Source organism: Pseudomonas hydrolytica, from assembly GCF_021495345.1.
Classification (GTDB): domain Bacteria; phylum Pseudomonadota; class Gammaproteobacteria; order Pseudomonadales; family Pseudomonadaceae; genus Aquipseudomonas; species Aquipseudomonas hydrolytica.
In genome coordinates this window covers 1,167,344-1,191,069 of record NZ_CP099397.1, presented here as the reverse complement: position 1 = coordinate 1,191,069, position 23,726 = coordinate 1,167,344, and the positions used below count along the sequence as shown (strand labels likewise).

Annotated in this window: 15 protein-coding genes, 2 tRNA genes and 2 rRNA genes; 3 read left to right on the top strand and 16 right to left on the bottom strand. The window is 62.2% G+C overall.

Annotation, left to right across the window (positions count from 1 at the left end; genetic code table 11):
- Positions 1 to 45: 45 nt before the first annotated feature.
- The 9 genes from L1F06_RS05430 to L1F06_RS05390 all read right to left on the bottom strand — a co-directional run bounded on the left by L1F06_RS05430 (position 46) and on the right by L1F06_RS05390 (position 11,085).
- Positions 46 to 828 carry an energy transducer TonB gene (locus L1F06_RS05430; protein ID WP_129483881.1) on the bottom strand — a complete coding sequence of 261 codons (783 nt, stop codon included), beginning with the start codon at positions 826 to 828 and terminating at the stop codon, positions 46 to 48.
- Positions 825 to 2,372, bottom strand: a complete 1,548-nt coding sequence (locus L1F06_RS05425; RefSeq protein ID WP_003246375.1) for a 2-isopropylmalate synthase — start codon at positions 2,370 to 2,372, stop codon at positions 825 to 827. Before L1F06_RS05425 ends, L1F06_RS05430 begins: the two co-directional genes overlap by 4 nt.
- Before the next feature lie 220 nt (positions 2,373 to 2,592).
- Positions 2,593 to 3,837 carry a saccharopine dehydrogenase family protein gene (locus tag L1F06_RS05420; RefSeq protein ID WP_129483880.1) on the bottom strand — a complete coding sequence of 415 codons (1,245 nt, stop codon included), beginning with the start codon at positions 3,835 to 3,837 and terminating at the stop codon, positions 2,593 to 2,595.
- Between the two features lie 127 nt (positions 3,838 to 3,964).
- Positions 3,965 to 5,062, bottom strand: coding sequence for a carboxynorspermidine decarboxylase (locus tag L1F06_RS05415; protein ID WP_129483879.1), 1,098 nt, complete (start codon positions 5,060 to 5,062; stop codon positions 3,965 to 3,967).
- 239 nt (positions 5,063 to 5,301) lie between these two features.
- Positions 5,302 to 7,629, bottom strand: a complete 2,328-nt coding sequence (locus L1F06_RS05410) for a hypothetical protein (protein ID WP_129483878.1) — start codon at positions 7,627 to 7,629, stop codon at positions 5,302 to 5,304.
- Positions 7,630 to 7,640: 11 nt separating this feature from the next.
- Positions 7,641 to 8,231 carry a DUF6160 family protein gene (locus tag L1F06_RS05405; RefSeq protein WP_011921069.1) on the bottom strand — a complete coding sequence of 197 codons (591 nt, stop codon included), beginning with the start codon at positions 8,229 to 8,231 and terminating at the stop codon, positions 7,641 to 7,643.
- Entirely contained in the window at positions 8,218 to 9,279 is a 1,062-nt protein-coding gene (locus L1F06_RS05400; RefSeq protein WP_129483877.1) for a hypothetical protein, read from the bottom strand. The genes L1F06_RS05405 and L1F06_RS05400 overlap by 14 nt, the downstream gene beginning before the upstream one ends.
- A gap of 2 nt (positions 9,280 to 9,281) precedes the next feature.
- Positions 9,282 to 10,292, bottom strand: coding sequence for a DUF6160 family protein (locus tag L1F06_RS05395; protein WP_129483920.1), 1,011 nt, complete (start codon positions 10,290 to 10,292; stop codon positions 9,282 to 9,284).
- A gap of 187 nt (positions 10,293 to 10,479) precedes the next feature.
- Positions 10,480 to 11,085 carry a hypothetical protein gene (locus L1F06_RS05390; protein ID WP_129483876.1) on the bottom strand — a complete coding sequence of 202 codons (606 nt, stop codon included), beginning with the start codon at positions 11,083 to 11,085 and terminating at the stop codon, positions 10,480 to 10,482.
- 225 nt (positions 11,086 to 11,310) lie between these two features.
- Here L1F06_RS05390 and mksB point away from each other — a divergent pair, with 225 nt between their 5' ends.
- From mksB to mksF, 3 genes are all read left to right on the top strand, one after another.
- Positions 11,311 to 12,546, top strand: a complete 1,236-nt coding sequence (mksB, locus tag L1F06_RS05385) for an Mks condensin complex protein MksB (RefSeq protein WP_129483875.1) — start codon at positions 11,311 to 11,313, stop codon at positions 12,544 to 12,546.
- Between the two features lie 78 nt (positions 12,547 to 12,624).
- On the top strand, positions 12,625 to 13,317 hold the full coding sequence (gene mksE, locus L1F06_RS05380; protein WP_100547968.1) for an Mks condensin complex protein MksE: 693 nt from the start codon (positions 12,625 to 12,627) through the stop codon (positions 13,315 to 13,317).
- Entirely contained in the window at positions 13,314 to 16,145 is a 2,832-nt protein-coding gene (gene mksF / locus L1F06_RS05375; protein ID WP_129483874.1) for an Mks condensin complex protein MksF, read from the top strand. Before mksE ends, mksF begins: the two co-directional genes overlap by 4 nt.
- Before the next feature lie 182 nt (positions 16,146 to 16,327).
- Here mksF and L1F06_RS05370 read toward each other — a convergent pair whose 3' ends face one another.
- The 7 genes from L1F06_RS05370 to L1F06_RS05340 all read right to left on the bottom strand — a co-directional run bounded on the left by L1F06_RS05370 (position 16,328) and on the right by L1F06_RS05340 (position 23,673).
- A complete protein-coding gene (locus L1F06_RS05370) occupies positions 16,328 to 18,631 on the bottom strand; it encodes a PqiB family protein (RefSeq protein WP_129483873.1) in 2,304 nt (767 codons plus the stop codon).
- Positions 18,624 to 19,241: a paraquat-inducible protein A gene (locus L1F06_RS05365; protein ID WP_129483872.1), complete on the bottom strand. Its 618-nt coding sequence runs from the start codon at positions 19,239 to 19,241 to the stop codon at positions 18,624 to 18,626. Before L1F06_RS05365 ends, L1F06_RS05370 begins: the two co-directional genes overlap by 8 nt.
- A complete protein-coding gene (locus L1F06_RS05360) occupies positions 19,228 to 19,887 on the bottom strand; it encodes a paraquat-inducible protein A (protein WP_011921091.1) in 660 nt (219 codons plus the stop codon). Before L1F06_RS05360 ends, L1F06_RS05365 begins: the two co-directional genes overlap by 14 nt.
- A 190-nt stretch (positions 19,888 to 20,077) precedes the next feature.
- A 5S ribosomal RNA gene (gene rrf, locus L1F06_RS05355) occupies positions 20,078 to 20,193 on the bottom strand.
- Between the two features lie 159 nt (positions 20,194 to 20,352).
- A 23S ribosomal RNA gene (locus L1F06_RS05350) occupies positions 20,353 to 23,245 on the bottom strand.
- A gap of 253 nt (positions 23,246 to 23,498) precedes the next feature.
- Positions 23,499 to 23,574, bottom strand: a tRNA-Ala gene (locus tag L1F06_RS05345).
- Positions 23,575 to 23,596: 22 nt separating this feature from the next.
- A tRNA-Ile gene (locus tag L1F06_RS05340) sits at positions 23,597 to 23,673 on the bottom strand.
- Positions 23,674 to 23,726: the final 53 nt, after the last annotated feature.

The window sequence follows — 23,726 nt, the reverse complement described above, 5'->3', positions numbered from 1 at the left end:
CGAACCTGTTTTCAACGCAGCAGGGCCGACTCGCAGCTGATCGTATCAGGCCAGCCAACGCTGACGCACGCGCTGCATGGCCTGCCACAGCTCGCGCTTGCGCGCCGGCTCTTCCATCAGCAGCTCCAGGCCCGGCAGTGCCCAGCAGGCGCCTAGACCGTCAACCTGCAGCTCGCGGTTGTAGCTGTGCTCATCGCCCTCGCCGGCGAAGCGAATGGCCGGCAGGCCGACCAGCCACAGGCAGGTGCTGGGCTGCTCCTCCAGACGCGCGGCGACGAAGCTCTGCACGAACTCCAGTGCCGCTTCCGGGCCCTGATCCAGATTGCCGCGCACCAGCAGCGGCCAGCGCACCGGCTCGCCGAGCAGTTGCGGGCTGTCCGGCAGGCCGGCGGCGCGCAGCAGGTCCTTGAGCAGGATGTAGGCCGGATCGCGGCTCTGAAACGGCTGCCCGGTGGGCAGCTCGACCAGCAGGGCGCAGTCGCCGGCACGCAGCAGCTGCAGGGCGAAACGCGGCGGCGGCGCGGCGACGCGGGCCGGCTTTTCCTCGACCGGTGCGGGCTCCTCGACCACGGCGGCGACCTGGCGCGGCTGGGCGCCGGGGCGCGGCACTTCGATCTTCGGCCGCTCGACAGGGGGCGCCGGCGCAGTGTCGCGGGCTACCGCGGGGGCGGCGACCGGCTCGACCGGCGTGTCAGCCGCCGCGTCCGCCTGCGGCGGCTCGAGCAGTTCGGGACGCGAGGGCGCGGCGAAGGGCAGTACGGTGCGCGGCAGCCAGCTGGCCACCTGCATGGCGCCCAGGTAGGCGCGCCGACGGAGCTCGGGGATCACACGCCCTCCACTTGCGGATGCGCCTTCTGCCCGACCTGCATCAGGTTCAGCGCGTTGATATAGGCCTTGGCCGAGGCCACCAGGATGTCGGTGTCGGCGCCGTTGCCATTGACGATGCGCCCGCCCTTCTCCAGGCGCACGGTGACCTCGCCCTGCGAGTCGGTGCCTTTGGTGATGGCGTTGACCGAGTACAGCAGCAGGCTGGCCTCGGAGGCGGCGATGGCCTCGATGGCCTTAAAGGTGGCGTCCACCGGCCCGGAGCCCTCGGCGCTGGCGCGCTGCTCATGCCCCTCGACGCTGACCACGAGCTGCGCCTGCGGCACCTCGCCGGTCTTGCTCGCCACTTCCAGGGTGACCAGCTTGTAGTGCTCCGGCGCTTCCTCGGCCAGGGTGTCGGAGACCAGCGCCTGCAGGTCCTCGTCGAAGATCTCGTGCTTCTTGTCGGCCAGCTCCTTGAAGCGGGCGAAGGCGGCGTTCAGCTCGGCCTCGCCGGCCAGGACGATGCCCAGCTCGTCCAGGCGCGAACGGAAGGCGGCGCGCCCGGAGTGCTTGCCCATCACCATCTTGTTGGTGTTCCAGCCCACCGACTGGGCCGACATGATCTCGTAGGTCTCGCGGTGCTTGAGCACCCCGTCCTGATGGATGCCGGACTCGTGGGCGAAGGCGTTGGCACCGACGATGGCCTTGTTCGGCTGCACCGGAAAGCCGGTGATGCCGGAGACCATGCGCGAGGTGCTCAAGATATGCGGGGTGTCGATGTTGGTGTGCACGCCAAGCAGGTCCTGGCGGGTCTTGATGGCCATGACGATCTCTTCCAGCGCGGCGTTGCCGGCACGCTCGCCGAGACCGTTGATGGTGCATTCCACCTGACGCGCACCGGCCACCACGGCGGCCAGGGAGTTGGCCACGGCCAGGCCAAGGTCGTTGTGGCAGTGCACCGAGAAGATCGCCTTGTCGGCGTTGGGCACGCGCTCGAGCAGCTGGCGGATGGTGTCGGCGTACTGGTGCGGGATGGCGTAGCCGACGGTGTCGGGGATGTTGATGGTGCGCGCGCCGGCGTCGATGGCCGCCTCGATGATGCGGCAGAGGAAATCGATCTCCGAACGGCCGGCGTCCTCGCAGGAGAACTCCACGTCGCTGCACAGGTTGCGCGCCTTCTTCACCGCATACACGGCCTGGGCCACCACGTCGTCCGGCTGCATGCGCAGCTTGTACTGCATATGGATCGGGCTGGTGGCGATGAAGGTGTGGATGCGCCCGCTGTTGGCGCCTTTGAGCGCTTCGGCGGCGCGCTCGATGTCGGCGTCCACCGCACGCGACAGGCTGCACACGGTGCTGTCCTTGATGTTGTCGGCGATCGCCTTGACTGCGGCGAAGTCGCCCGGGCTGGCGATGGCGAAACCAGCCTCGATCACGTCCACCCGCAGCCGCTCCAGGGCCTTGGCGATGCGCAGCTTCTCCTCGCCGGTCATCGAGGCGCCGGGGCTCTGCTCGCCGTCGCGCAGGGTGGTGTCGAAGATGATGACGCGATCGTTGCTGCTCATAGGGGGTTCCTCACGGCTGCCGGGCGCCCTTCGTGGGGGCATTTGTAATCGGTCGATTGTCGCGTGAAATGGGCGAGCCGGGAAGGCGAAGCTGCAGCTTGTTCGGTGGATGTCGCTTTTACATCCATCATGAGCAAAGCGCCCGCTGGTAACGGCGAAAAACAAAACGCCCGCCAAGATGGCGGGCGTTCTGTCGATCCCGTGCGCCAGGCGCAGCGGATCAGAGCGGCTGATCCCAGGGACGGTCGCCGTGCTCGTCCTTGATGCGGGTGGGCAGGCCCATCACATCGAGGAGCCTGAGGAACGGCTCGGCCGGCAGCTCTTCGACGTTGACCATGCGCTTGGCATCCCACTCGCCACGCGCCACCAGTAGCGCTGCGGCAACCGGCGGCACGCCAGCGGTGTAGGAGATACCCTGGCTGTCGGTCTCGGCGAAGGCTTCTTCGTGGTCGGCGACGTTGTAGATAAACAGCTCAGTTTGCTTACCGTCTTTCGTGCCTTTTACCAGGTCGCCGATGCAGGTCTTGCCGGTGTAGCCCGGCGCCAGCGAGGCGGGATCCGGCAGCACGGCCTTGACCACTTTCAGCGGTACCACTTCGAGACCTTCAGCGGTCTTGACCGGCTGCTCGGAGAGCAGGCCGAGGTTCTTCAGCACGGTGAACACGTTGATGTAGTGGTCGCCGAAGCTCATCCAGAAGCGGACGTTCGGTACGTCGAGGTGCTTGGACAGCGAGTGCACCTCGTCATGGCCGGTCAGGTACAGGTTCTGTTCGCCCACCACCGGCAGATCGTCGGTGCGTTTGACTTCGAACATGCGGTTGCTCACCCACTGGCTGTTCTGCCAGCTGTAGACCGTGCCGGTGAATTCGCGGAAATTGATTTCCGGGTCGAAATTGGTGGCGAAGTACTTGCCGTGCGAACCGGCGTTGACGTCGAGGATGTCGATCGACTCGATCTTGTCGAAGTACTGTTGTTGCGCCAGAGCGGCATAGGAGTTGACCACGCCCGGGTCGAAACCCACGCCGAGGATGGCGGTCACGCCCTTTTCCTGGCATTCGGCCAGGTGCTTCCACTCGTAGTTGCCGTACCACGGCGGGGTTTCACAGATCTTGCTCGGATCTTCGTGGATGGCGGTGTCCAGATAGGCGACGCCGGTGTCGATACAGGCGCGCAGCACGGACATGTTGAGAAATGCCGAACCGACGTTGATGACGATCTGCGATTCAGTTTCGCGGATCAGTGCCTTGGTCGCGTCCACGTCCAGGGCGTTCAGCGCATAGGCCTTGATCTCGCCGGGCTGCTTGAGGCCGCCCTTGGCCTGCACGCTGTCGATGATGGCCTGGCATTTGGAGATGTTGCGCGACGCAATTGCAATGCGACCTAACTCGTCATTGTGTTGCGCGCACTTATGGGCCACCACCTTGGCAACACCTCCTGCACCAATGATCAGAACATTCTTCTTCAATTGTTTCACCTCCAGAGAACTGCGTTGTTTAAAGCGTTTGATGAGGTGGGCCGAAGCGAAACGCCGCCCGGCCCACCCTACACCGAGTCTTGAGCCGTAGGGTGGGCTTCAGCCCACCGCAGCAATGTCAGGACAGGCTGGACAGGTAGTCGTCGAACTCGAACTGGCGAACCACTTCGATGCTACCGTCGAGTTGTTTCACCACGATGGACGGCATCTTCAGGCCGTTGAACCAGTTCTTCTTGACCATGGTGTAGCCGGCCGCGTCGATGAACGACAGACGGTCACCGATCTTCAGCGGCTTGTCGAACTGGTACTCGCCGAAGATATCGCCGGCCAGGCAGCTCTTGCCGCACACCATGTAAGTGTGTTCGCCGTCATTCGGCGCCATCTTGGCGTTGAGGCGGTAGATCAAGAGATCAAGCATGTGCGCTTCGATGGAGCTGTCGACCACCGCCAGGTTCTTGCCGTTGTACAGGGTGTCGAGCACGGTCACTTCCAGCGAGGCGCTGAGGGTGATCGCCGCTTCGCCCGGCTCCAGGTACACCTGCACGCCGTATTTTTCCGAGAAGGCTTTCAGGCGCGCGCAGAAGGCATCGAGCGGATAGCCCTCGCCGGTGAAATGGATGCCACCGCCGAGGCTGACCCACTCGACCTGGGCGATCAGGTGGCCGAAGCGCTCCTCGATGGTGCTCAGCATCTTGTCGAACAGCTCGAAGCTGCCGTTCTCGCAGTTGTTGTGGAACATGAAGCCGGAAATCTGCCCCATGACCTTGGCGATCTTTTCCGGGTCCCACTCGCCGAGGCGGCTGAACGGACGCGCCGGGTCGGCCAGCAGGTAGTCGGAGCTGCTCACCTGCGGGTTGACGCGCAGGCCGCGGATGGTGCCTTCGGTCCGCTCGGCGAAGCGTTCGAGCTGGCCGATGGAGTTGAAGATGATCTTGTCGCAGTTGGCGACCATCTCTTCGATCTCGTCGTCGGCCCAGGCCACGCTGTAGGCGTGGGTTTCGCCGGCGAACTTCTGCCGGCCGAGCTTCAACTCATAGAGGGACGATGAGGTCGTGCCGTCCATATATTGCTGCATCAGGTCGAACACCGACCAGGTGGCGAAGCATTTCAGCGCCAGCAGCGCCTTGGCGCCCGAGTTCTCGCGCACATAGGCGATCTTCTCCAGGTTGACCAGGAGCTTCTGTTTGTCGATGAGGTAGTACGGCGTCTGGATCATCTCGTCGCTCCAGCAAGGTCGGCCAAGGGGTGCCTTGTGGCCCCCGGAAAAAAGTGGACGCGAATTGTGCCGATAACCGATGAATATCGAAAGGGCATTGGAGATTTTTTGTACAACCGGCGATTACCGGTTGCTTCGGCAACGAAGCAGGGTGCGCCGTGCGCACCGGCGACCTGTGAGACATCGGTGCGCATGGCGCACCGTACGGCTCGGCGATGACAGCAGCGTGACCGCCGCCCCTAGTTGATCGGCGTGGCGGTCAGGTTGGCGCGGATATCGGCATTCTGCAGCTTGATGCCGTACATGGAAGTGACCGCGCCGCCCGTGGGGTGCACGTTCTGGATGCGGTCGATATTGATCTCCTTGAAGTGCACCCGCCCGTTGACGGCGAAGCCCAGCGGGTCAGGCGACACCGGCGGGCAGCCGCTGGCGCCCTTGTCGCAGACCCTGGTCGGTGCCACGTCGAGGTTGAGGTCGACGCGCACGCCGTAGCTGTTGGCATTAGCATCGGTCGGATTGGCGTCCGAGGTGTGGAAGTTGTCCACCACCAGTTGCGCGCCGCTGCCGTTGACGCCGTTCACCCGGTCCGTCTCGATGATCAGCTGGTTGCGCTTCTCGCTGGTGGACACGCTGCTGGCGGGATTGCCCGAGGTATCACGCACGAAAACGTTCTTCAGCCCCGCCGTCAGCCCTTCGTTGCCACGATCCTCCCAGCGCCCGCCGCTGGCCGAGCAGGCCGCGGCGTTGCTACCGCTGCCACCGACGCACAACGCGCCTGCACCACCGGAGCTGAGACTCAGCGTGGAGCCCTGCTCGTAGCGACGCAGCACGATGCGGCCCAGGCTCTGCCCTGTACTGCGATCACCCCAGCGTACATCGTGCACATCCAGGGTGGACCAGTAGGTGCCCTTGCTCAGCTGCACGCCGTTTTGCGTCACGTCCAGCGAGCCGTCGCGAAAATGCATGTCGTAACGGGTGCCGGCCAGCCACAGGCCCTTGCCGCCCTCGTCGACGGTGATTGCCGCATTGGCATCGCTGACCACGAAATCGGCGTTGTAACGCACCCCATCGCCGCTGGCGCCACCCGGGCGCAGGGTGAGCTGACCGTTGAGGGTGAAATCGTAGGCCGGAAAAATCTCCAGCAATACCAGCAATTCGGTGCCGCCCTGCAGCGGGGCATCGGCGCTGCCGACGCGCAGGCCGTCGAAGCTGTAGCTGCCGTTAAGATTCTTGAGGCCCAGGCGCAGGCCGTCGAAATGGCCGTCGTAACCGCCGCTGCCCGGCTGGGTGTTGAGACTGCCGGCATAACAGCCGGTGCTGATGCCGCCGGCGCAGCTCCTGGTCAGATCAACGCTGAGCTGGCCACTGCCATGGGTGCGCAGGCCGCTGAACCACATGCTGTTGCCGTTATCGGTGAGCGAGACCGAACTGCTGACCATGTTCCACGATACGTCCGCAGTGATGCCCTTGAGCCCGGAATTGGGATCGCCGCCGGGGCGCAGTCTGAACCAGTTCTGCCGCGCGCCCTGGTCCTGGAAGTTGAGGTCCAGCGCCAGACTGCCGATCTTCTGATTGCTGGGGTTACCGATGATCAGCCCGCCGAGGCTGGCGTTGAGTTTCAGATCCTGGAAGGCCAGCTGGGCGTAGCGGCCGCTGCCGTCCTCGCCCAGGTCGAGGGTGATGCCGTTCTGGCTGCTGAGCACGCCGGCGAAGTTCTCGGCGCGCAGCACGCCATCGTCCTCGTACTGGAACAGGCTGTTGGCAATGGTGATCTGCGGGATCAGGCGCACGCCCTCGCCACTGGCACCGCCACCGGCGATGCGGATGCTGCCGCCGAGGCGCAGATCCATATCCAGCTGGCCGAAACTGCGCGCGTGATCGGGGTGCCGTGGATCCGGCGCGCCGGGCGTTACCGCAACACCGGCCACGGGATCGCCGTGCGCCAGGTCCAGCCCGATACCGCCGACATGCGCGACGAAGCGCGTGTCGCCCAGATCGAGGCGCACCGCCGAGCCGTTGCCGCCGCTGACGATATCCAGATAGGCATTGTTCAGGTAGGCATCGAAGGAGGCGTTGCGCACGATCAGATCGAAGCCGTTGTCGCGGTAATAGAAGGTCACCGCGTCCAGGCTCAGGCGGCTGCCATCGACGCTGAAACCAGCCACGCCATCGGCGCCGCCACCGCTGAGTTTGAGGCTGGCGCCCAGGGTATAGAAGGCGCGGAAGGCGCCGAAGCTCTTGTCGCTGCCGGCGAAACCTATGTTGTTCACCGCCAGTTGATTCGGTCGCCCCTGATGCTCGACATGCAGACGATCGTCGATCACGTCGATCTTGGTGGTGGACACGCTGCCCGGCTGCTGCGGGCGGCTGGAAACGCCCTCGATTCGCAGGCTATGACCGTCCTCGCGGTATTCCAGGCTTTCCGCCGACCAGCCACCACCGGCTGTTTCGAGGCTGATGCCACCGCGGCCACTGACGCTGGCCAGGCTGTGATCATCCAGTGCCTGCATGGCCCAGACCGGTGAGCTGCCGAGAAGAAACGCCGAGAGCCATCCATAACGCTGCATGATCCGGCTCCTCAATTGGTCGGGAAGATCAGCACACTGCCCTGCATGCGGATGCTGCCGTCGATCTTGGCCGAGAAGATATTGGTCTGCTGGTAGCTCGGGTCGCCGCCATTGGCGGCGCTCAGCGCCTTGTTCTTCCAGCCGCCCTGACTGGCCACGCCGAAGGCGAAGTTGCCGTCCTTGAAACGGATCTCGTTGGGCAACCCCAGCGCCAGCACCTCGCGTTCGCCGCCGGCGCTGGTGAGGGTGCGGGTATCCAGGGTCAGGCCCTCGAAGCTGAAGATGCCCTTGAGGTTGTCCAGCACGTACCAGCCGGCATTGGCGCCGGAACGTATCGCCACGCGCAGGCCGCAGCTCTCCGGCGTGGCTGCGCCGGCCAGGGCGCAGCTGCGCTGGTTGGCCGTCCACTGCGCCGGATTGTTGGTGGTGGGCGTGCCCCAGAGCACACCACCGTCCTTGTTGATGCTGAACTCGCCGGACAGATAGACCCCGCCCTGCCCGCTCATCTCGCTGAGAGCGCTGTCGTCCAGCGCCTGCATTTCCGCCAGGGCCAGCGCCGGCAACAGCGATAGCAGAACTCCAGCCGTTCTAGCGCAGGTCATAGCTGCTCACCTTCAGGTAGTTGAAGCTCAGTCCGGAAATCTCGTTGCGACCGAAGTTGTAGCCGCCGGTGGGAATGGCGGTCGGGCTGCTGCGCGTACCCCCGACCGTCAGGTTCTCGAATACCAGATTGGTACGCGCCGCGTTGGCATAGAAATCACTGGCCAGGGCCTGGCGCTGCGCCGCCGTGGTGCCGCCCGCCGTTGGATTCTGCAGTTCCAGGACGAACTGACCGTCGGCGCTGGAGCGCAGGCGCAGCGGCTGCGACTTGCCGTAGCCCAGGGCGATATTGGCGTAGCCGTTGGTGATGTATAGGGTGCGCGCGCCGCGCTGGGCGGCCGTCTCGCCCGCGGTATTGCAGTTGGCCTGGGCGCAGGACATCACTTCCAGGGTCTTGGCGAAGATGTTGATGCGCGCCTCGCCGACCAACTCGCCGTTGCCGTTCTGCCCGGGGTCGCCCCACAGACGCAGATAGGAGCCGTCCATCACCAGCTGGTGGAAGTCCAGCGCCAGCATCTCGGTACGCCCGGCTGCCACCTGGAAATCGAAGCGCACACCCAGATCGGCGCGCCCGCTGGCGGAAGTCGAGCAATTGGAGCCTGCCGCCGCATAACCATCGATGCAGGGATTGCCACCAGCGACCAGCCGCTCGGGAAACTTGAACGACAGTACGGTGATGTTGTTCGGGGTGGTCTGTACCCACTGCCCGTCGTCGCGCAGGCTGCGCAGTTCCTCGCCCTTGGCCAGTTCCAGCTCGAAGGGATGATCGAGGCTGCCGATGGTCACCGGACTCAGGTTGCTGCCCTTGTTGCTGCCGGCAGCGCCGAGGTAGAGGTTTTTCACCGAGATCGGCACGTTGCGCCCCTGGCCGTCGGTAATGTCGTTGATCACGATCTGCGCGCCGGAGCCATCGAGCATTACCTGATCGAGCACGAAACCCAGGCCTGCCCCCTGCACATCGGACAGCTCGGCATCGCTCAGGGGCTCCATGGCCTGGGCGGAGACGCCAAGCCCTGCGAATATCACCAGCGAAAGACTACGACTGATCATGCTCAGCACCCCGAGATGGCGCTACCCAGGCAGGTATCCTGACGCGGAATGCCATTGAGCGCCTGATCGAAATCGAACTTGATACCCGCCACCAGGTTGCCATTGGCATCGCGGTACTTGGGGATATTGAGAAAAGCACCCGCGACGGTATTGATCAGCGCAGAGGTATCCATATCGCGCCACTGCAGGTCCTTGACTTGCAGCGAGATGAAAACGCCCTTGGCGGCTTGATCCATACCGGGGGCGCTTACATTACCGATGTTCAGCGATTGGAACTGACTGAGGTTGAAGCAGGTTGCAATGCCGATGATCTGACAACCCTGCGAGGGGAAAGCGGTGAGCAGTCCGCCGAGCAGGTTGCAGTTGGCCACACACTGGACGACCGAGCCGTTTTTCAGCCCGGCCTGACTGGCGCGCACTGAATCAGGCGTCCCATTGCTGACCAGCTCTGCCTCGGAGCGGATGGTTGAGTTCTCGTTCACCGTCGCGCCGAGCAGCAGACGCTGAAAGAAATTGGCTTCGTCGAGCAGCGGCTTGGCCTTGCCTTCCAGGTCCACCGCAATCTTGCCAGTCAGATGGGAGATGTCACCAGACAACACGCCCTTGGCTTGGCCGAAGCCGATGCGCACGCCTACGACCTGATTGCCCTCATAAGCCAGCTCCAGATAAGGGTCGACAATCTGAAACGGATTGATGCTGTCGTTGGCACCGACCGTACCCAAGGCGAAGTTGTTGATCAGGATGTCCGAGGGGCGAGTCTCACCAGCCCGTGCGTAGCTACCCAGCTCCAGCTTCTTGATATTGAGCTGGGTATCCACCTTGAGCCCAAAGTTGACCCGGGTGTAATTGATCTGTCCGGCAGTGTCGGTGGTCAGGTTGATAAAAGCCTGCCCGGTGATGTCCGACAGCTCACTGTCCTCCAGCTCGACCATCCTGGCATGAGCCGGGGCGCTCAGTGCCGCAGCGCAGACCAGTGCCAGAGCATGTTTGGCGAAGCGAAAGGACGGGCGCATGGCAAAACCCCTTTTCTTGTAATGGCTGTCGAGCATTCCGACTCGAGTCCTTGTGGCCACTATAGGGATGCCCGGCGCAAAACGGCCCGACCCATAGTCGAGAAAAGGATGGCAAGGGCCTGCATTGCTGCCTGCCAGGGCGGCGCCAGTGTTACCGCGGGTCACATCGCCGTAACACCCGCGACGCTCAGTGCTGGCGGAACAGGGCCAGCAGATGCTCGGCAATCACGCCGCGGATGGCATCGATGCTCAGGCGCGAACAATGGGCGAGCTTGGCCGGGTTGATGCGGTGCAGGTGCAGCGAGGGCATGCGCGCCTCGTACTCGCGCAGATCGCCCTTCACCAGCACCGGCAGAAAATGCTCGCCGCGTGCCCGATAGCGCTCGATCAAAAGACGCAAACCTTCCTGGAAGGGCAACTCGCGCGAGGCGATCAGGCGCGACTCACCCGGCACCTTCAGATACAGGCCATCGAACCCCACCGCTTCGCCGGGCAGGATATGCACGCCGGTGGGTTCCACGGCATCGGCGGGAATGTCGTGGAAGGTGTCGTGCCAGGCCATTTCGTCCGGCAGGATGGTGATGCCGCCCTGCTCGTCCTGCGGCACCACGAAGCTGTAATTGCTGTAGAGCTTCTCGACATAGCTGGAGTAGATGCACAGCCGATTCTCGAAACGGCGCAGAAAGGCGATGGCCTGGGCACGGTCGGTAATGGCGTGCAGGTCCCAGTTCAGATCGCGCTGGTGCTGCAGCTCATGCCAACGGGCATCGACGTTCAGGGCAAGGGCGGTCATCGCAGGCTCCACAAACAGGTTCACCGCTGCACCCCGGCAGAAAGCGTGCCACCGTTCACACCCTGGGTTTTCCCAGCCTTTCAAGCACTTGCCGGCGTTCGCACTGCGCAGTCCGTCCCAATGTGCCGAATAGCGTCACCTGCCTCTGATCGACTTGCGCTCATAAACGGCACTCGCCTTGCAGTACAATTGCGCCTTTTAACCTGCCTGGAACCCGGCGCCTCGATGATCGATCCCAAGCGCGTTTTGCGCGCCCTCGCCGAACACTGGACGTTGCTCGAACCGCTCTGCGAGCGTTTCGACGCCGGCACCCTGAGCCTGGTGGAGCTGCGCAGCCAGCTTGCCACGCAGTTGCCCGACGCCACGCCCAGCGACACCACCGCCCTGCTCGACACCTGGATCCGCCTGGATATCCTGGTGCCGGTGGCCAAGAGCCCCAACCGCTTCGAGCTCAACGCGCAGATTCATGATTTTCTCGCCTACCTGCGCCGCGAGCACCGCCTCGGCCTGTGCCTGGAGATCGAAGCCTACCTGCGCCATCTGGAGCGTCTGGCCGGCTACATCCAGGACGCCTTCGAGGTGCGCGACGCCAACGACCTGGCGCGCCAGTTGCGCCTGCTCGATATGCGCGTGCGCGACGTGCTGAAGAAGCTGGCCAACGATGAACAGGCGCTGGTCGGCGTGGCCGACCGGGCCAAGACCTCGGATCGGCATATTCCCCTGCGCCAGCGCTACGCCGAAGTGCTGGCCACCTGGGACGAGTACGTCGAGCCGATGATCCAGCTGGTCGCCGCCGACGGTGCCTTCGAGCAGGGCGTGCGCCGCGTCGAACAGGTGCTGCTGCGCCTGCTCGGCGACCAGCAGCGCCTCGGCCAGCTGGTCGACGACGATCTGCTGCTGCGCACCCACGCGCGCATCCTGGAAATGCAGACCACCGCCCAGCTGACCCTGCGCAAGGCTCGCGAGCTGCTGCTGCCGCTGCGCGAGGAAGCGCGTCGACACAACGCTGTGACCCGTGGCGCGGCACTGGCGCTGTCGGTGATCCGCAAGAAGGGCATCGACGCCGTGCCGCAGGCAGCCATGCCGCTGTTCACCCGGCCGCAGAGCAACTTCCTCGGTTCGGCCAGCCAGGTCGAGGCCTACGTCTATGCCCTGGCGCGCTTCGAAGCCAAGCCGGCGCATTTCCCCAAGGCCAGCGGCAGCCGCAAGGGCGGCGCGCCCAAGGCGCCGAAGACCGCGCGGGAAATGATCGAGCGCTGCGAGCAGGCCCTGCCGCTGCCGGACCTGATGGCCTGGCTGCTGGAACAGGAACCGGAAGGCGCCACCGACGAGCTGCTCTACTGGTTCTCGCGCCTGTCGCGCGAGTCGCGCTTCCAGCGTGAACGTCTGGAACGCCGCCAGTACCTGACCCGCGAGCACGAGGTCAGCCTCAGTTCCTATGCCCTGCTCAAGACTCCGTAGGGTGCGCCGTGCGCACCATAACCGACGACCCGGTGCGCACGGCGCACCCTACGCGGCCCCACTAGCCAACGGATTGCCATGAACATCGACCTGAAAGAAATGACCCAGCTCGCGGCCGCCTTCCGCGACCTGTTCAAGGGCTACCACATCTCGCGCAGCGAGCCGGAGTGCTACGCCCAGCTGTCCAGCATGCAGGACCAGTACCGCGCACTGTTCCGCGCCCTCGGTTTCGAGCTGGTGTGCGACCCGCGCGGTTTCTACTACTTCGTCCCCGAGCAGGTTGCGCCGCAGGTGAACAAGACCGCGCAGCGCCTGGCGCTGTTCACCTTCATCCTGGTCGAGCATCTGGCCGACCAGGGCCGCGACCCGCTCTCCGTACTCGACGGCGGCAGCATCGGCCGTGACGAGCTGCCGGCGCTGCTGGAGAAGTACCGCGACCTGTTCCTGCAGGCCGAGGTGACCACCTTCGAGGAGCTGGAAGACAAGATCATTCGCCGCCTCACCCAGCTCGGCTTCGCCGAGGACAGCAACGGCGTATACCGCTTCCTGCCGCCGATGCACCGTTTCCTCGACGTCTGCCTGTCGGTGCAGCACGACCGCGACCTGGCCGCCAGCCTGCACAGCAGCGACCTGCCGCTGCCGGCGCCGGTGCTGCTGGATGATGACGGCGACGCCGACGCGACCGCTGTCATCGATATCGAAGAATCCGAGGAAGACGCCCTGGCCCGCGCCATGGCTGAAGAACGCGCCGCACAGGAGATGGACGCATGAGCCAGGAACGCTACGGCATCCGCCGCTTCGCCCTGCTGAACACCGCCGGCTACAGCCTCGGCCTGTTCCCGCTGGAAAACCCGCTGTCGGTCTACGGCGCCAACAACCTGGGCAAATCCGCCTCGATCAACGCCCTGCAGTTCCCGATCCTGGCACGCATGTCGGACATGAGCTTCGGCAAATACAGCCTGGAAGCCTCGCGCAAGTTCTACTTCGCCAGCGACACCAGCTACATCCTCGTCGAAGTCGCCCTGCCCCATGGCCCGCACGTGATCGGCGTGGCCGGTCGTGGCCCCGGTGGCGGTTTCGGCCACCAGTTCTTCGCCTACGCTGGCGAACTGGACCTGGAGCACTACCAGCAGAACGGCACCTGCCTGCGCCAGCGCGAACTGTTCAAGAACCTCGGTCAGGCCGGCATCACCGCCTACGAACTCAAGCCCGACGAACTGCGTCGCCTGCTGGTCGGCGGCCACACCAGCATCCCGCTGGACCTGACCCTGATCCCGCTGCGCTCGACCAGCGAGCAGAGCCTGAAGACCTTCCGCGCGCTATTCATCAACCTGCTGCATATGAGGGAGATCACAGCGGCGAAGCTCAAGCAGCTGTTCCTCGATGCCTTCGAGCACAGCCTGCGTTCGGGTAGCGTCGACTATATCGCCGCGACCGAAGAAGCCTTCCGCGACGTGCGCCGCATGGAGCAGGACTACCAGGCCCTGGTCACCGCCGGCCCGCTGATCGAGGCACTGGCCTCGGGCGTCACTCAGCGCGAGACTCTGCGCGGCAAGCTGCATCGTCTCTCGCCACTGCTCGACAACCTGCTGGGCACCTGGCACGACTACGCCGATGCGCGCAAGGAAGAGCTGGTGATCCAGGCCGAACACTATCGCAACGAGCAGGACGGCCTGCAGAACGAGCAGCGCGGCGGTACCAGTGAGCTGATGCGCCTTGAGCGCGAGATCAGCGAAATCCAGCGCTGGCTGGGCGAGCTTTCCGTGCTGAAGAACCGCTTCGCCCTGGTGGAAAACGCCAAGGTGCTGGAAGAGCAATTGCTCGCCGCCAAGGACGCCCACGACGAACTGGCCGGCGCCCTGGCGCAGTCGCGGCAGTTCTCCAGCGAAGACCTGGACGAGCGCCTGCGCGACCTGGAAAAACGCCTCAAGTCGGTCAAGCAGCAGCTCGACCACGCCGACAACAACAGCTACTCGCGCCTGCGCGAGGAGTTCAGCCAGCAGGACGTCGACCGTCTGATGCGCCTGTTCAACGGCCAGTTGTTCAGCCTGCCGCTGGGTGAGAAAGGCATCCAGGCCGAGGGTGACGACTGGGTCAAGGCGGTCGAAGCGGTGCTGGATCGCTTCAAGGGCGACACCTTCGCCGTGCCGGGCCTGTCCATCGACCTCAGCCATATCGAGCCCCCGGCACTGCAGGCACTGGCCGACCGCGCCGCCCTGCGCGACCAGAAGGATCGCCTGGAGCGCGAGCTCAAGCAGCTCAAGACCCAGCAATCGGTCGCCGCCGACCGCGCCGCGAGCAAGGCCCAGGCAGAGACGTTGTACCAGGCCGTGCTGGATGCGCAAAAAGCCCTGGAAGACTTCCGCAAGAGCCAGACCCTGGCTGCCGAGGAGCCGCAGAAACTGGAGCGCCTGGCCGAACTGGAAGGCGCCCAGGACGAACTCAAGCGCGCCAGCGATGCCTTCGCCGAGCGCGTGCAGCAGCTCTCCGCCAAGCTGCAGCTGGTCGGCCGTCAACTGGCCGATCTGGAAGCCAAGGAGCGCACCCTGGAAGACGCCTTGCGCCGTCGCCAACTGCTGCCGGCCGACCTGCCCTTCGGCACGCCGTTTATGGAGCCCGTCGACGACAGCCTGGACAACCTGCTGCCGCTGCTCAACGACTACCAGGACACCTGGCAGGCGCTGCAGCGTATCGACGGTCAGATCGAGGCGCTCTACGCCCAGGTACGCCTGAAGGGCGTGGCCAAGTTCGACAGCGAGGACGATGTCGAGCGCCGCCTGCAACTGCTGGTCAACGCCTACGCCCACCGCCAGGACGAAGCCCTGACCCTGGCCAAGGCGCGCCGTGCAGCGGTCACCGATATCGCCCGTACCCTGCGCAATATCCGCAGCGACTACGACAACCTCGAGCACCAACTGGCGCTGTTCAACCGCGAGATCAACAAGCGCCAGGTCTCCAACCTGCAGAGCTTCCGCATCGTCCTGGCGCCGAACAAGGAAGCCCTGCGCCATATCGACCAGATCATCCACAGCGCCGGCCAGTACGAGGAAGGCGAAACCCTGTCGGTGTTCGACCTGTCGCAGTCGGCCGAGCAGGACGCCAAGAACGAGGAAGCCAAGGACTACCTGTCGCGCCTGGTCGCCGCCAACGGCAACCAGTTGGGCCTCAAGGATCTGTTCGAGCTGGCCTTCGAGATCACCAAGGTGCACGGCCAGCCGATCATCCACACCGATATCGATGGCGCAGCCTCCAACGGCACCACCATGACCATCAAGGCGCTGACCAATATGTACCTGCTGTTGCACCTGATGGACCGCGAGCAGGCCGGACGCGTGCGCCTGCCCTACTACCTCGACGAGGCGGCGGACATCGACGAACGCAACCAGCAGGCGCTGATCGAAACCAGCCTGCAGCTGGGCTTCGTGCCGATCCTGGCGTCGGTGAAGCCGCAGGTCTCGGCCCACGTGGCCATCGACCTGGAAGGCGGCAGCGGCCCCAACGGCATCTATATCGACGAGGCGGATTGGAAGTTCATCAAGCCGCGCGAAAGTGCCAAGGCGCAGGCGCCTCAACAGGAGGAAGCCGCCGAGCCGGCCTGAACGCTCCTCCCACGGTCATGCGGCCGCGGGCGGACTTCCGTAGGGTGCGCCATGCGCACCAACGAGCAATGCCAAACCCTCTACGGGTGTAGGGCATAGGACGGATGTCGCTTTTCACATCCGCCCTCACGAGCTCGTAGACATGAAAAGGGCCGCTCACTGCGGCCCTCTTCGTTACTTACTCACTGCTGCAGCACGATCTTCGGCGCCCACTGCATCCAGGCTTCCTGCGGCTCGTCGAACAGGGCAAAGGTCTGCCCCGGCTGCGCCGGGCCGCCCATCTCCGGGTTGTTCGGCGTGGCGAAGGCGATACCGCCTTCGAGCAAGGCCTCAAGCGATTCGGTTCGCACCTTCACGCCCTTGAACAGCCCGGCATCCACGCCGATGCCGCTGGCATTCCAGAAACGGCTGCCGCTGCGCACCAGCGGTGCATAGCGCGGTTCGATCAGCACATGGATCAGCACACGATCCGAGGTCGGCCCCAATTCGAAATCCACCACCTTGCCCACCGGCACCTCGCGGTAGCTGACAATCACGCCCGGCTTGATCGAGCCGCGTCGTGGCGCGCTCAGCACCAGGCGCAGGCCTTCTTCGCGCACGGCCTGATTCGGTGCACTGGCCAGGGCGACGAACTCGGTACGCCGCGCCCCTTTCTGCCCGGCAGGCTGCACTTCCAGATACTGACCGCTGACCAGGGTGCCGAGATTGGCAGCGCGAGTCAGGCTCAACTCGGGCTTCACTACCCAGAAACGCGTGCCTTCACGGGCGATCTGCTCGGCCGCCTGGGTAATGCGCACATTGAGCATTACCGCCTGCAGATCATCGGTCAGGCTCAGATTCTCCACCTTGCCCACTTCCAGCCCCTTGTAGCGCACCAGGGTGCCGGGCTGCAGGCCGTCACCATCGGCAACGCGGATGCCAATCTGCAGGCCGGGCTGCAAGGCATCGTCGCGATCGGCATGCAGGGCGAAACGCAGCACTCGACCTTCGCCCCTGGCCGCCTTGGGATCCGGTGTTTCGAACGCAATGCCGCCAGCGAGCAATGTCTGCAACGACTCGCTCTTGAGCTCCACTCCCGACAATCCGCCTTTTAGCGTGATACCGCTGGCGTTCCAGAAGCGGGTCGAACTGTTCACCAGATGGCTGTATTCCGGTTCGATATGCACACCCAGCACCACCTGGCTGTCGTCGCGTGACAGCTGAAAGCTCTGCACGCTGCCCACTCTGATTTGCCGGAAAAGAATCGGACTTCCCACTTCCATCGAGCCCAGGCTGTCGCTGAAAAGCACCAGGTGCAAGCCAGGTGCGCCCAGATCCAGCGGCGGCGCCTTGGCTCGCGCCTCGAACTCGCGCCGAGGCGGGCTGCCGCTTTCGCCGGGGCGAATGGCGATGTAGTTGCCCTTGACCAGCGCCTCCAGCCCGGTGATACCGGCCAGCGAGATGGACGGCCTGACCACCCAGAAATCGGTACCCTCGACCAGGTAGTCCTCGGTGCGCGGGTCGAGCATCAGTTCCACCTGGGCGCCGCTCAGATCCTTGTCGACCTTGAACGTCTTCATATGGCCGACCTGGATGCCTTTGTACATCACCGGGGTACGCCCAGGCTCCAGGCCTTCGAAGTCATGCAGCTTGAGCGAAATGCGGATGCCGGCCTGGGCCGCCTCGTAGTCCTCGTAGAGGCGGAAAGGGATGCTGGGGTCGGTTGCAGGACTGTCGGTACGATGCTCGGGTGTAGCAAAGGCGATACCGCCGGCAACGATGCTCGCCAGCGACTCGGTGCGCACCTTCACCCCCGACAGCCCGGCATCGACGGAGATGCCGCTGGCGTTCCAGAAACGCGTGTGCTTGCGTACCAGGCTGGCGTACTCCGGCTGGATGAAGACCTTCACCTCCACCGTGCTCTGGTTCTCGGCAAGGGCGAAGCTCTTCACCCGGCCCACCTGGATCTGCTTGTAGAAGACCGGGCTGTCCTTGTTCAGCGAACCCAGGCGTTCGGCCTTGAGTGTCAGGTGCAGTCCAGGCACATCGTCCGCCAGCGGCGGCGCCTCGGGCAAGGCGGTGAATTCGCGGCTCGGTTCGCCTTCACCAGGGCTTACGGCGATGTAGTTGCCGGACACCAGGGTTTCCAATCCGGTGACACCCGCCAGCGTGACACTGGGTTTGACCAGCCAGAAGCGAGTCCCCGTGACCAAGCGGGCCTCCACTTCCTTGTTCATCTCCAGCGTGGCGATTACCCCACGCCGTGCCTCGCTGCGATCCAGCGTCAGGGCGATGACCTTGCCGACCGGCATCCCCTTGTAGATCACCTCGGTCTTGCCGGCCTGAATGCCGTCGCCGCTTTCGAACATCACCTGAATCTCGATGCCGGCCTCGCTATAGGCACGCCAGGCCAGCCAGCCACCAATCAGCAGAGCAATCAGCGGCAGAACCCAGATGGCCGACCAGTTGGAGGCCGGCCGTGTTTTTGCCATTGGCAGATCAGTCATGGTCAGGTTCCGTATTGTCCCAGATAAGACGAGGGTCGAAAGTGAGAGCGGCCAGCATGGTCAGGATCACCACACTGGCAAAGGCAGCCGCGCCGAGTCCGGGCTCGATACTGGCCAGGCTGCCGAAATTCACTAGCGCCACCAGAATGGCGATGACGAAGATATCCAACATCGACCAGCGGCCAATCCATTCGATGAAGCGATACATGAGGATGCGCTGACGTGCCGACATAGGCTGATGGCGTTGCACCGAATACAGCAGCAGGGCTATGCCAACCAACTTGAAGGTGGGCACCAGGATACTGGCGATGAAGACCACTGCGGCAATCGGCAGCATGCCAAAGTGAATCAGCTCCAAGACACCGCCCATAATGGTCGCAGGCGCCCCCTTGCCCAGGCTGTTGACCGTCATGATCGGCAGCAGGTTAGCGGGGATATAGAGAATCGCCGACGTCAGCAACAGGGCCCAGGTGCGCACCAGGCTATTGGGGCGACGCGCATGTATTTGCCCACCGCAGCGGCTGCAGTATTGGTGCGCGGCATCCGTCTCGACAGGGTTGAGCTGGTGACATTCATGGCAGATCAGCAGCCCTGCATCAATCGCCCGCATGAATGTCCTCCCCGGACAGCGCTTCCCAGATCTGATGCGGCGACATGGTCACCTCCAGCCACACCTGCACCAGAAGCAGCGCGATGAAACAGAACAGCCCCAGCCCCAGACTCAAGTCGGCCAGGTCCATCAGCTTCACTATGGCGACCAGAATGCCCATGAAATAGACCTCAAGCATCCCCCACTCACGCATATGGTGATAAATCCGATATAGCAGCAAACCATAGCCGCGGCCGAAGTCCAGGCGAATGCTGAGCAGTACCAACAGTTGGCAGAGCAACTTGAGCAGCGGCACGGCCATGCTGCAGAGAAAGACCACGACCGCGATACCCTGCATGCCACTCTCGTAGAGACCGAGCACCCCGCTCCAGACGGTATCCTGCGAGGTCTGCCCCAGCAGATTGAGCTGCATGATCGGCAGGAAATTGGCCGGCACATAGAGCAGCAACGCCGTCAGCACCAAGGCCAGACTACGGCGCACGACATGATGTCGGTGACTGAACAACTCGTAACCACAACGCGGGCATTCGGCGCTTTCACCATCCTGCAGCACCGGTTTGCGCATCAGCAGATCGCACTCATGACAGGCGACCAGTTGCTCGACAGGCAAGGATGACAAGGACGGTTCGGGCGGCGAGTCAGACATGAAAGTCTCCTGCAGAATTCGCGCATTCTACCGAGCGTAGCCAAACGCCGGCACACCCGTAGGGTGCGCCGCGCGCACCTTTGTAACCGCGTCATCAGCGGTGCGCACAGCGCCCCCTACGCGCTCTGTGTTTTCCAGCCAAAAAGAAGAAACCCCAGACCTCTTTCGAGATCTGGGGTTTCGTATAGGAGCTTGACGATGACCTACTCTCACATGGTGAAGCACCACACTACCATCGGCGATGCGTCGTTTCACTTCTGAGTTCGGGATGGGATCAGGTGGTTCCAACGCTCTATGGTCGTCAAGCAATTCGGTTGGAGTCTCGTGGTTTAGACGCGACCCCATATTGGGTATGTGACAGTCGTTTGGCTTGGCCCTTGGGCCTGTAGCTCTCGCAAATTTTCGGCTGTTGTCGACTTCACCATCGACACCCTCTGCGTTGAGGGCAGATTGTTTGGGTGTTATATGGTCAAGCCTCACGGGCAATTAGTATGGGTTAGCTCAACGCCTCACAGCGCTTACACACCCCACCTATCAACGTCGTAGTCTTCGACGGCCCTTCAGGGAGCTCAAGGCTCCAGTGAGATCTCATCTTGAGGCAAGTTTCCCGCTTAGATGCTTTCAGCGGTTATCTTTTCCGAACATAGCTACCCGGCAGTGCCACTGGCGTGACAACCGGAACACCAGAGGTTCGTCCAACCCGGTCCTCTCGTACTAAGGTCAGCCCCTCTCAAATCTCAAACGTCCACGGCAGATAGGGACCGAACTGTCTCACGACGTTCTAAACCCAGCTCGCGTACCACTTTAAATGGCGAACAGCCATACCCTTGGGACCGGCTTCAGCCCCAGGATGTGATGAGCCGACATCGAGGTGCCAAACACCGCCGTCGATATGAACTCTTGGGCGGTATCAGCCTGTTATCCCCGGAGTACCTTTTATCCGTTGAGCGATGGCCCTTCCATACAGAACCACCGGATCACTAAGACCTACTTTCGTACCTGCTCGACGTGTCTGTCTCGCAGTCAAGCGCGCTTTTGCCTTTATACTCTACGACCGATTTCCGACCGGTCTGAGCGCACCTTCGTACTCCTCCGTTACTCTTTGGGAGGAGACCGCCCCAGTCAAACTACCCACCATACACTGTCCTCGATCCGGATGACGGACCAGAGTTAGAACCTCAAGGTTGCCAGGGTGGTATTTCAAGGATGGCTCCATGAGAACTGGCGTCCCCACTTCAAAGCCTCCCACCTATCCTACACAAGCAAGCTCAAAGTCCAGTGCAAAGCTATAGTAAAGGTTCACGGGGTCTTTCCGTCTAGCCGCGGATACACTGCATCTTCACAGCGATTTCAATTTCACTGAGTCTCGGGTGGAGACAGCGCCGCCATCGTTACGCCATTCGTGCAGGTCGGAACTTACCCGACAAGGAATTTCGCTACCTTAGGACCGTTATAGTTACGGCCGCCGTTTACCGGGGCTTCGATCAAGAGCTTCGCTTGCGCTAACCCCATCAATTAACCTTCCGGCACCGGGCAGGCGTCACACCCTATACGTCCACTTTCGTGTTTGCAGAGTGCTGTGTTTTTAATAAACAGTCGCAGCGGCCTGGTATCTTCGACCGGCATGGGCTTACGTAGTAAATACTTCACCCTCACCGGCGCACCTTCTCCCGAAGTTACGGTGCCATTTTGCCTAGTTCCTTCACCCGAGTTCTCTCAAGCGCCTTGGTATTCTCTACCTAACCACCTGTGTCGGTTTGGGGTACGGTTCCTAGTTACCTGAAGCTTAGAAGCTTTTCCTGGAAGCATGGCATCAACCACTTCGCATTCTAAAAGAACGCTCGTCATCAGCTCTCGGCCTTGATCTCCCGGATTTACCTAAGAAACCAGCCTACCACCTTAAACACGGACAACCAACGCCGTGCTGGCCTAGCCTTCTCCGTCCCTCCATCGCAGTAACTAGAAGTACGGGAATATTAACCCGTTTCCCATCGACTACGCATTTCTGCCTCGCCTTAGGGGCCGACTAACCCTGCGTCGATTAACGTTGCGCAGGAAACCTTGGTCTTTCGGCGTGGGTGTTTTTCACACCCATTGTCGTTACTCATGTCAGCATTCGCACTTCTGATACCTCCAGCAAGCTTCTCAACTCACCTTCACAGGCTTACAGAACGCTCCTCTACCGCTCATCCAAAGGATGAACCCGTAGCTTCGGTGTATGGTTTGAGCCCCGTTACATCTTCCGCGCAGGCCGACTCGACTAGTGAGCTATTACGCTTTCTTTAAAGGATGGCTGCTTCTAAGCCAACCTCCTAGCTGTCTAAGCCTTCCCACATCGTTTCCCACTTAACCATAACTTTGGGACCTTAGCTGACGGTCTGGGTTGTTTCCCTTTTCACGACGGACGTTAGCACCCGCCGTGTGTCTCCCGTGCTGACACTTGCTGGTATTCGGAGTTTGCATCGGTTTGGTAAGTCGGGATGACCCCCTAGCCGAAACAGTGCTCTACCCCCAGCAGTGATACACGAGGCGCTACCTAAATAGCTTTCGAGGAGAACCAGCTATCTCCGAGCTTGATTAGCCTTTCACTCCGATCCACAGGTCATCCGCTAACTTTTCAACGGTAGTCGGTTCGGTCCTCCAGTCAGTGTTACCTAACCTTCAACCTGCCCATGGATAGATCGCCCGGTTTCGGGTCTATACCCAGCGACTAAAGCGCCCTATTAAGACTCGCTTTCGCTACGCCTCCCCTATTCGGTTAAGCTCGCCACTGAATATAAGTCGCTGACCCATTATACAAAAGGTACGCAGTCACCCAACAAAGTGGGCTCCCACTGCTTGTACGCATACGGTTTCAGGTTCTATTTCACTCCCCTCTCCGGGGTTCTTTTCGCCTTTCCCTCACGGTACTGGTTCACTATCGGTCAGTCAGTAGTATTTAGCCTTGGAGGATGGTCCCCCCATGTTCAGACAAGGTTTCTCGTGCCCCGTCCTACTCGATTTCATTGATAAGAGCGTTTCGTGTACGGGGCTATCACCCACTACGGCGGCACTTTCCAGAGCCTTCCACTACACTCAAACCAACTTAAGGGCTAGTCCCCGTTCGCTCGCCACTACTAAGGGAATCTCGGTTGATTTCTTTTCCTCAGGGTACTTAGATGTTTCAGTTCCCCTGGTTCGCCTCTTGCACCTATGGATTCAGTACAAGATACCTAGGTTATCCTAGGTGGGTTCCCCCATTCAGAGATCTCTGGATCACAGTCTGTTTGCCGACTCCCCAAAGCTTTTCGCAGGCTACCACGTCTTTCATCGCCTCTGACTGCCAAGGCATCCACCGTATGCGCTTCTTCACTTGACCATATAACCCCAAGCAATCTGGTTACTGTCTCAATCGTGAAGACGACATTCGCCGAAAATTTGCGTCTTGAGAACTACAAATTTTGCCTTGATTAACAACGTGCAGTGAAACACGTCGTTAGTCACTTCTATCACATACCCAAATTTTTAAAGAACGATTTTCTACCGGTCAAAAGACCAGAAATCAGCACTCACCAGGTCTACCCTGAAGCGCTCATTTCTGAACTCTTTCCTTCTACCGCAACGCGCGAGAGTGGTGGAGCCAAGCGGGATCGAACCGCTGACCTCCTGCGTGCAAAGCAGGCGCTCTCCCAGCTGAGCTATGGCCCCGTAATCTTCTGCACCAAGCAATTGGTAGGTCTGGGCAGATTTGAACTGCCGACCTCACCCTTATCAGGGGTGCGCTCTAACCAACTGAGCTACAGACCTATAACAGGGTCGCGTTACAGCATCGTCTTCGACTATGAATCAAGCAATTCGTG

What these genes read in the sequence shown, in the direction of transcription:
- L1F06_RS05425 (WP_003246375.1), bottom strand. Translation starts at nt 2,372, where the DNA reads ATGAGCAGCAACGATCGCGTCATCATCTTCGACACCACCCTGCGCGAC.
- L1F06_RS05415 (WP_129483879.1), bottom strand. Translation starts at nt 5,062, where the DNA reads ATGATCCAGACGCCGTACTACCTCATCGACAAACAGAAGCTCCTGGTC.
- L1F06_RS05410 (WP_129483878.1), bottom strand. Translation starts at nt 7,629, where the DNA reads ATGCAGCGTTATGGATGGCTCTCGGCGTTTCTTCTCGGCAGCTCACCG.
- L1F06_RS05405 (WP_011921069.1), bottom strand. Translation starts at nt 8,231, where the DNA reads ATGACCTGCGCTAGAACGGCTGGAGTTCTGCTATCGCTGTTGCCGGCG.
- L1F06_RS05400 (WP_129483877.1), bottom strand. Translation starts at nt 9,279, where the DNA reads ATGATCAGTCGTAGTCTTTCGCTGGTGATATTCGCAGGGCTTGGCGTC.
- L1F06_RS05395 (WP_129483920.1), bottom strand. Translation starts at nt 10,292, where the DNA reads ATGCGCCCGTCCTTTCGCTTCGCCAAACATGCTCTGGCACTGGTCTGC.
- L1F06_RS05390 (WP_129483876.1), bottom strand. Translation starts at nt 11,085, where the DNA reads ATGACCGCCCTTGCCCTGAACGTCGATGCCCGTTGGCATGAGCTGCAG.
- mksB (WP_129483875.1), top strand. Translation starts at nt 11,311, where the DNA reads ATGATCGATCCCAAGCGCGTTTTGCGCGCCCTCGCCGAACACTGGACG.
- mksE (WP_100547968.1), top strand. Translation starts at nt 12,625, where the DNA reads ATGAACATCGACCTGAAAGAAATGACCCAGCTCGCGGCCGCCTTCCGC.
- mksF (WP_129483874.1), top strand. Translation starts at nt 13,314, where the DNA reads ATGAGCCAGGAACGCTACGGCATCCGCCGCTTCGCCCTGCTGAACACC.
- L1F06_RS05370 (WP_129483873.1), bottom strand. Translation starts at nt 18,631, where the DNA reads ATGACTGATCTGCCAATGGCAAAAACACGGCCGGCCTCCAACTGGTCG.
- L1F06_RS05365 (WP_129483872.1), bottom strand. Translation starts at nt 19,241, where the DNA reads ATGCGGGCGATTGATGCAGGGCTGCTGATCTGCCATGAATGTCACCAG.
- L1F06_RS05360 (WP_011921091.1), bottom strand. Translation starts at nt 19,887, where the DNA reads ATGTCTGACTCGCCGCCCGAACCGTCCTTGTCATCCTTGCCTGTCGAG.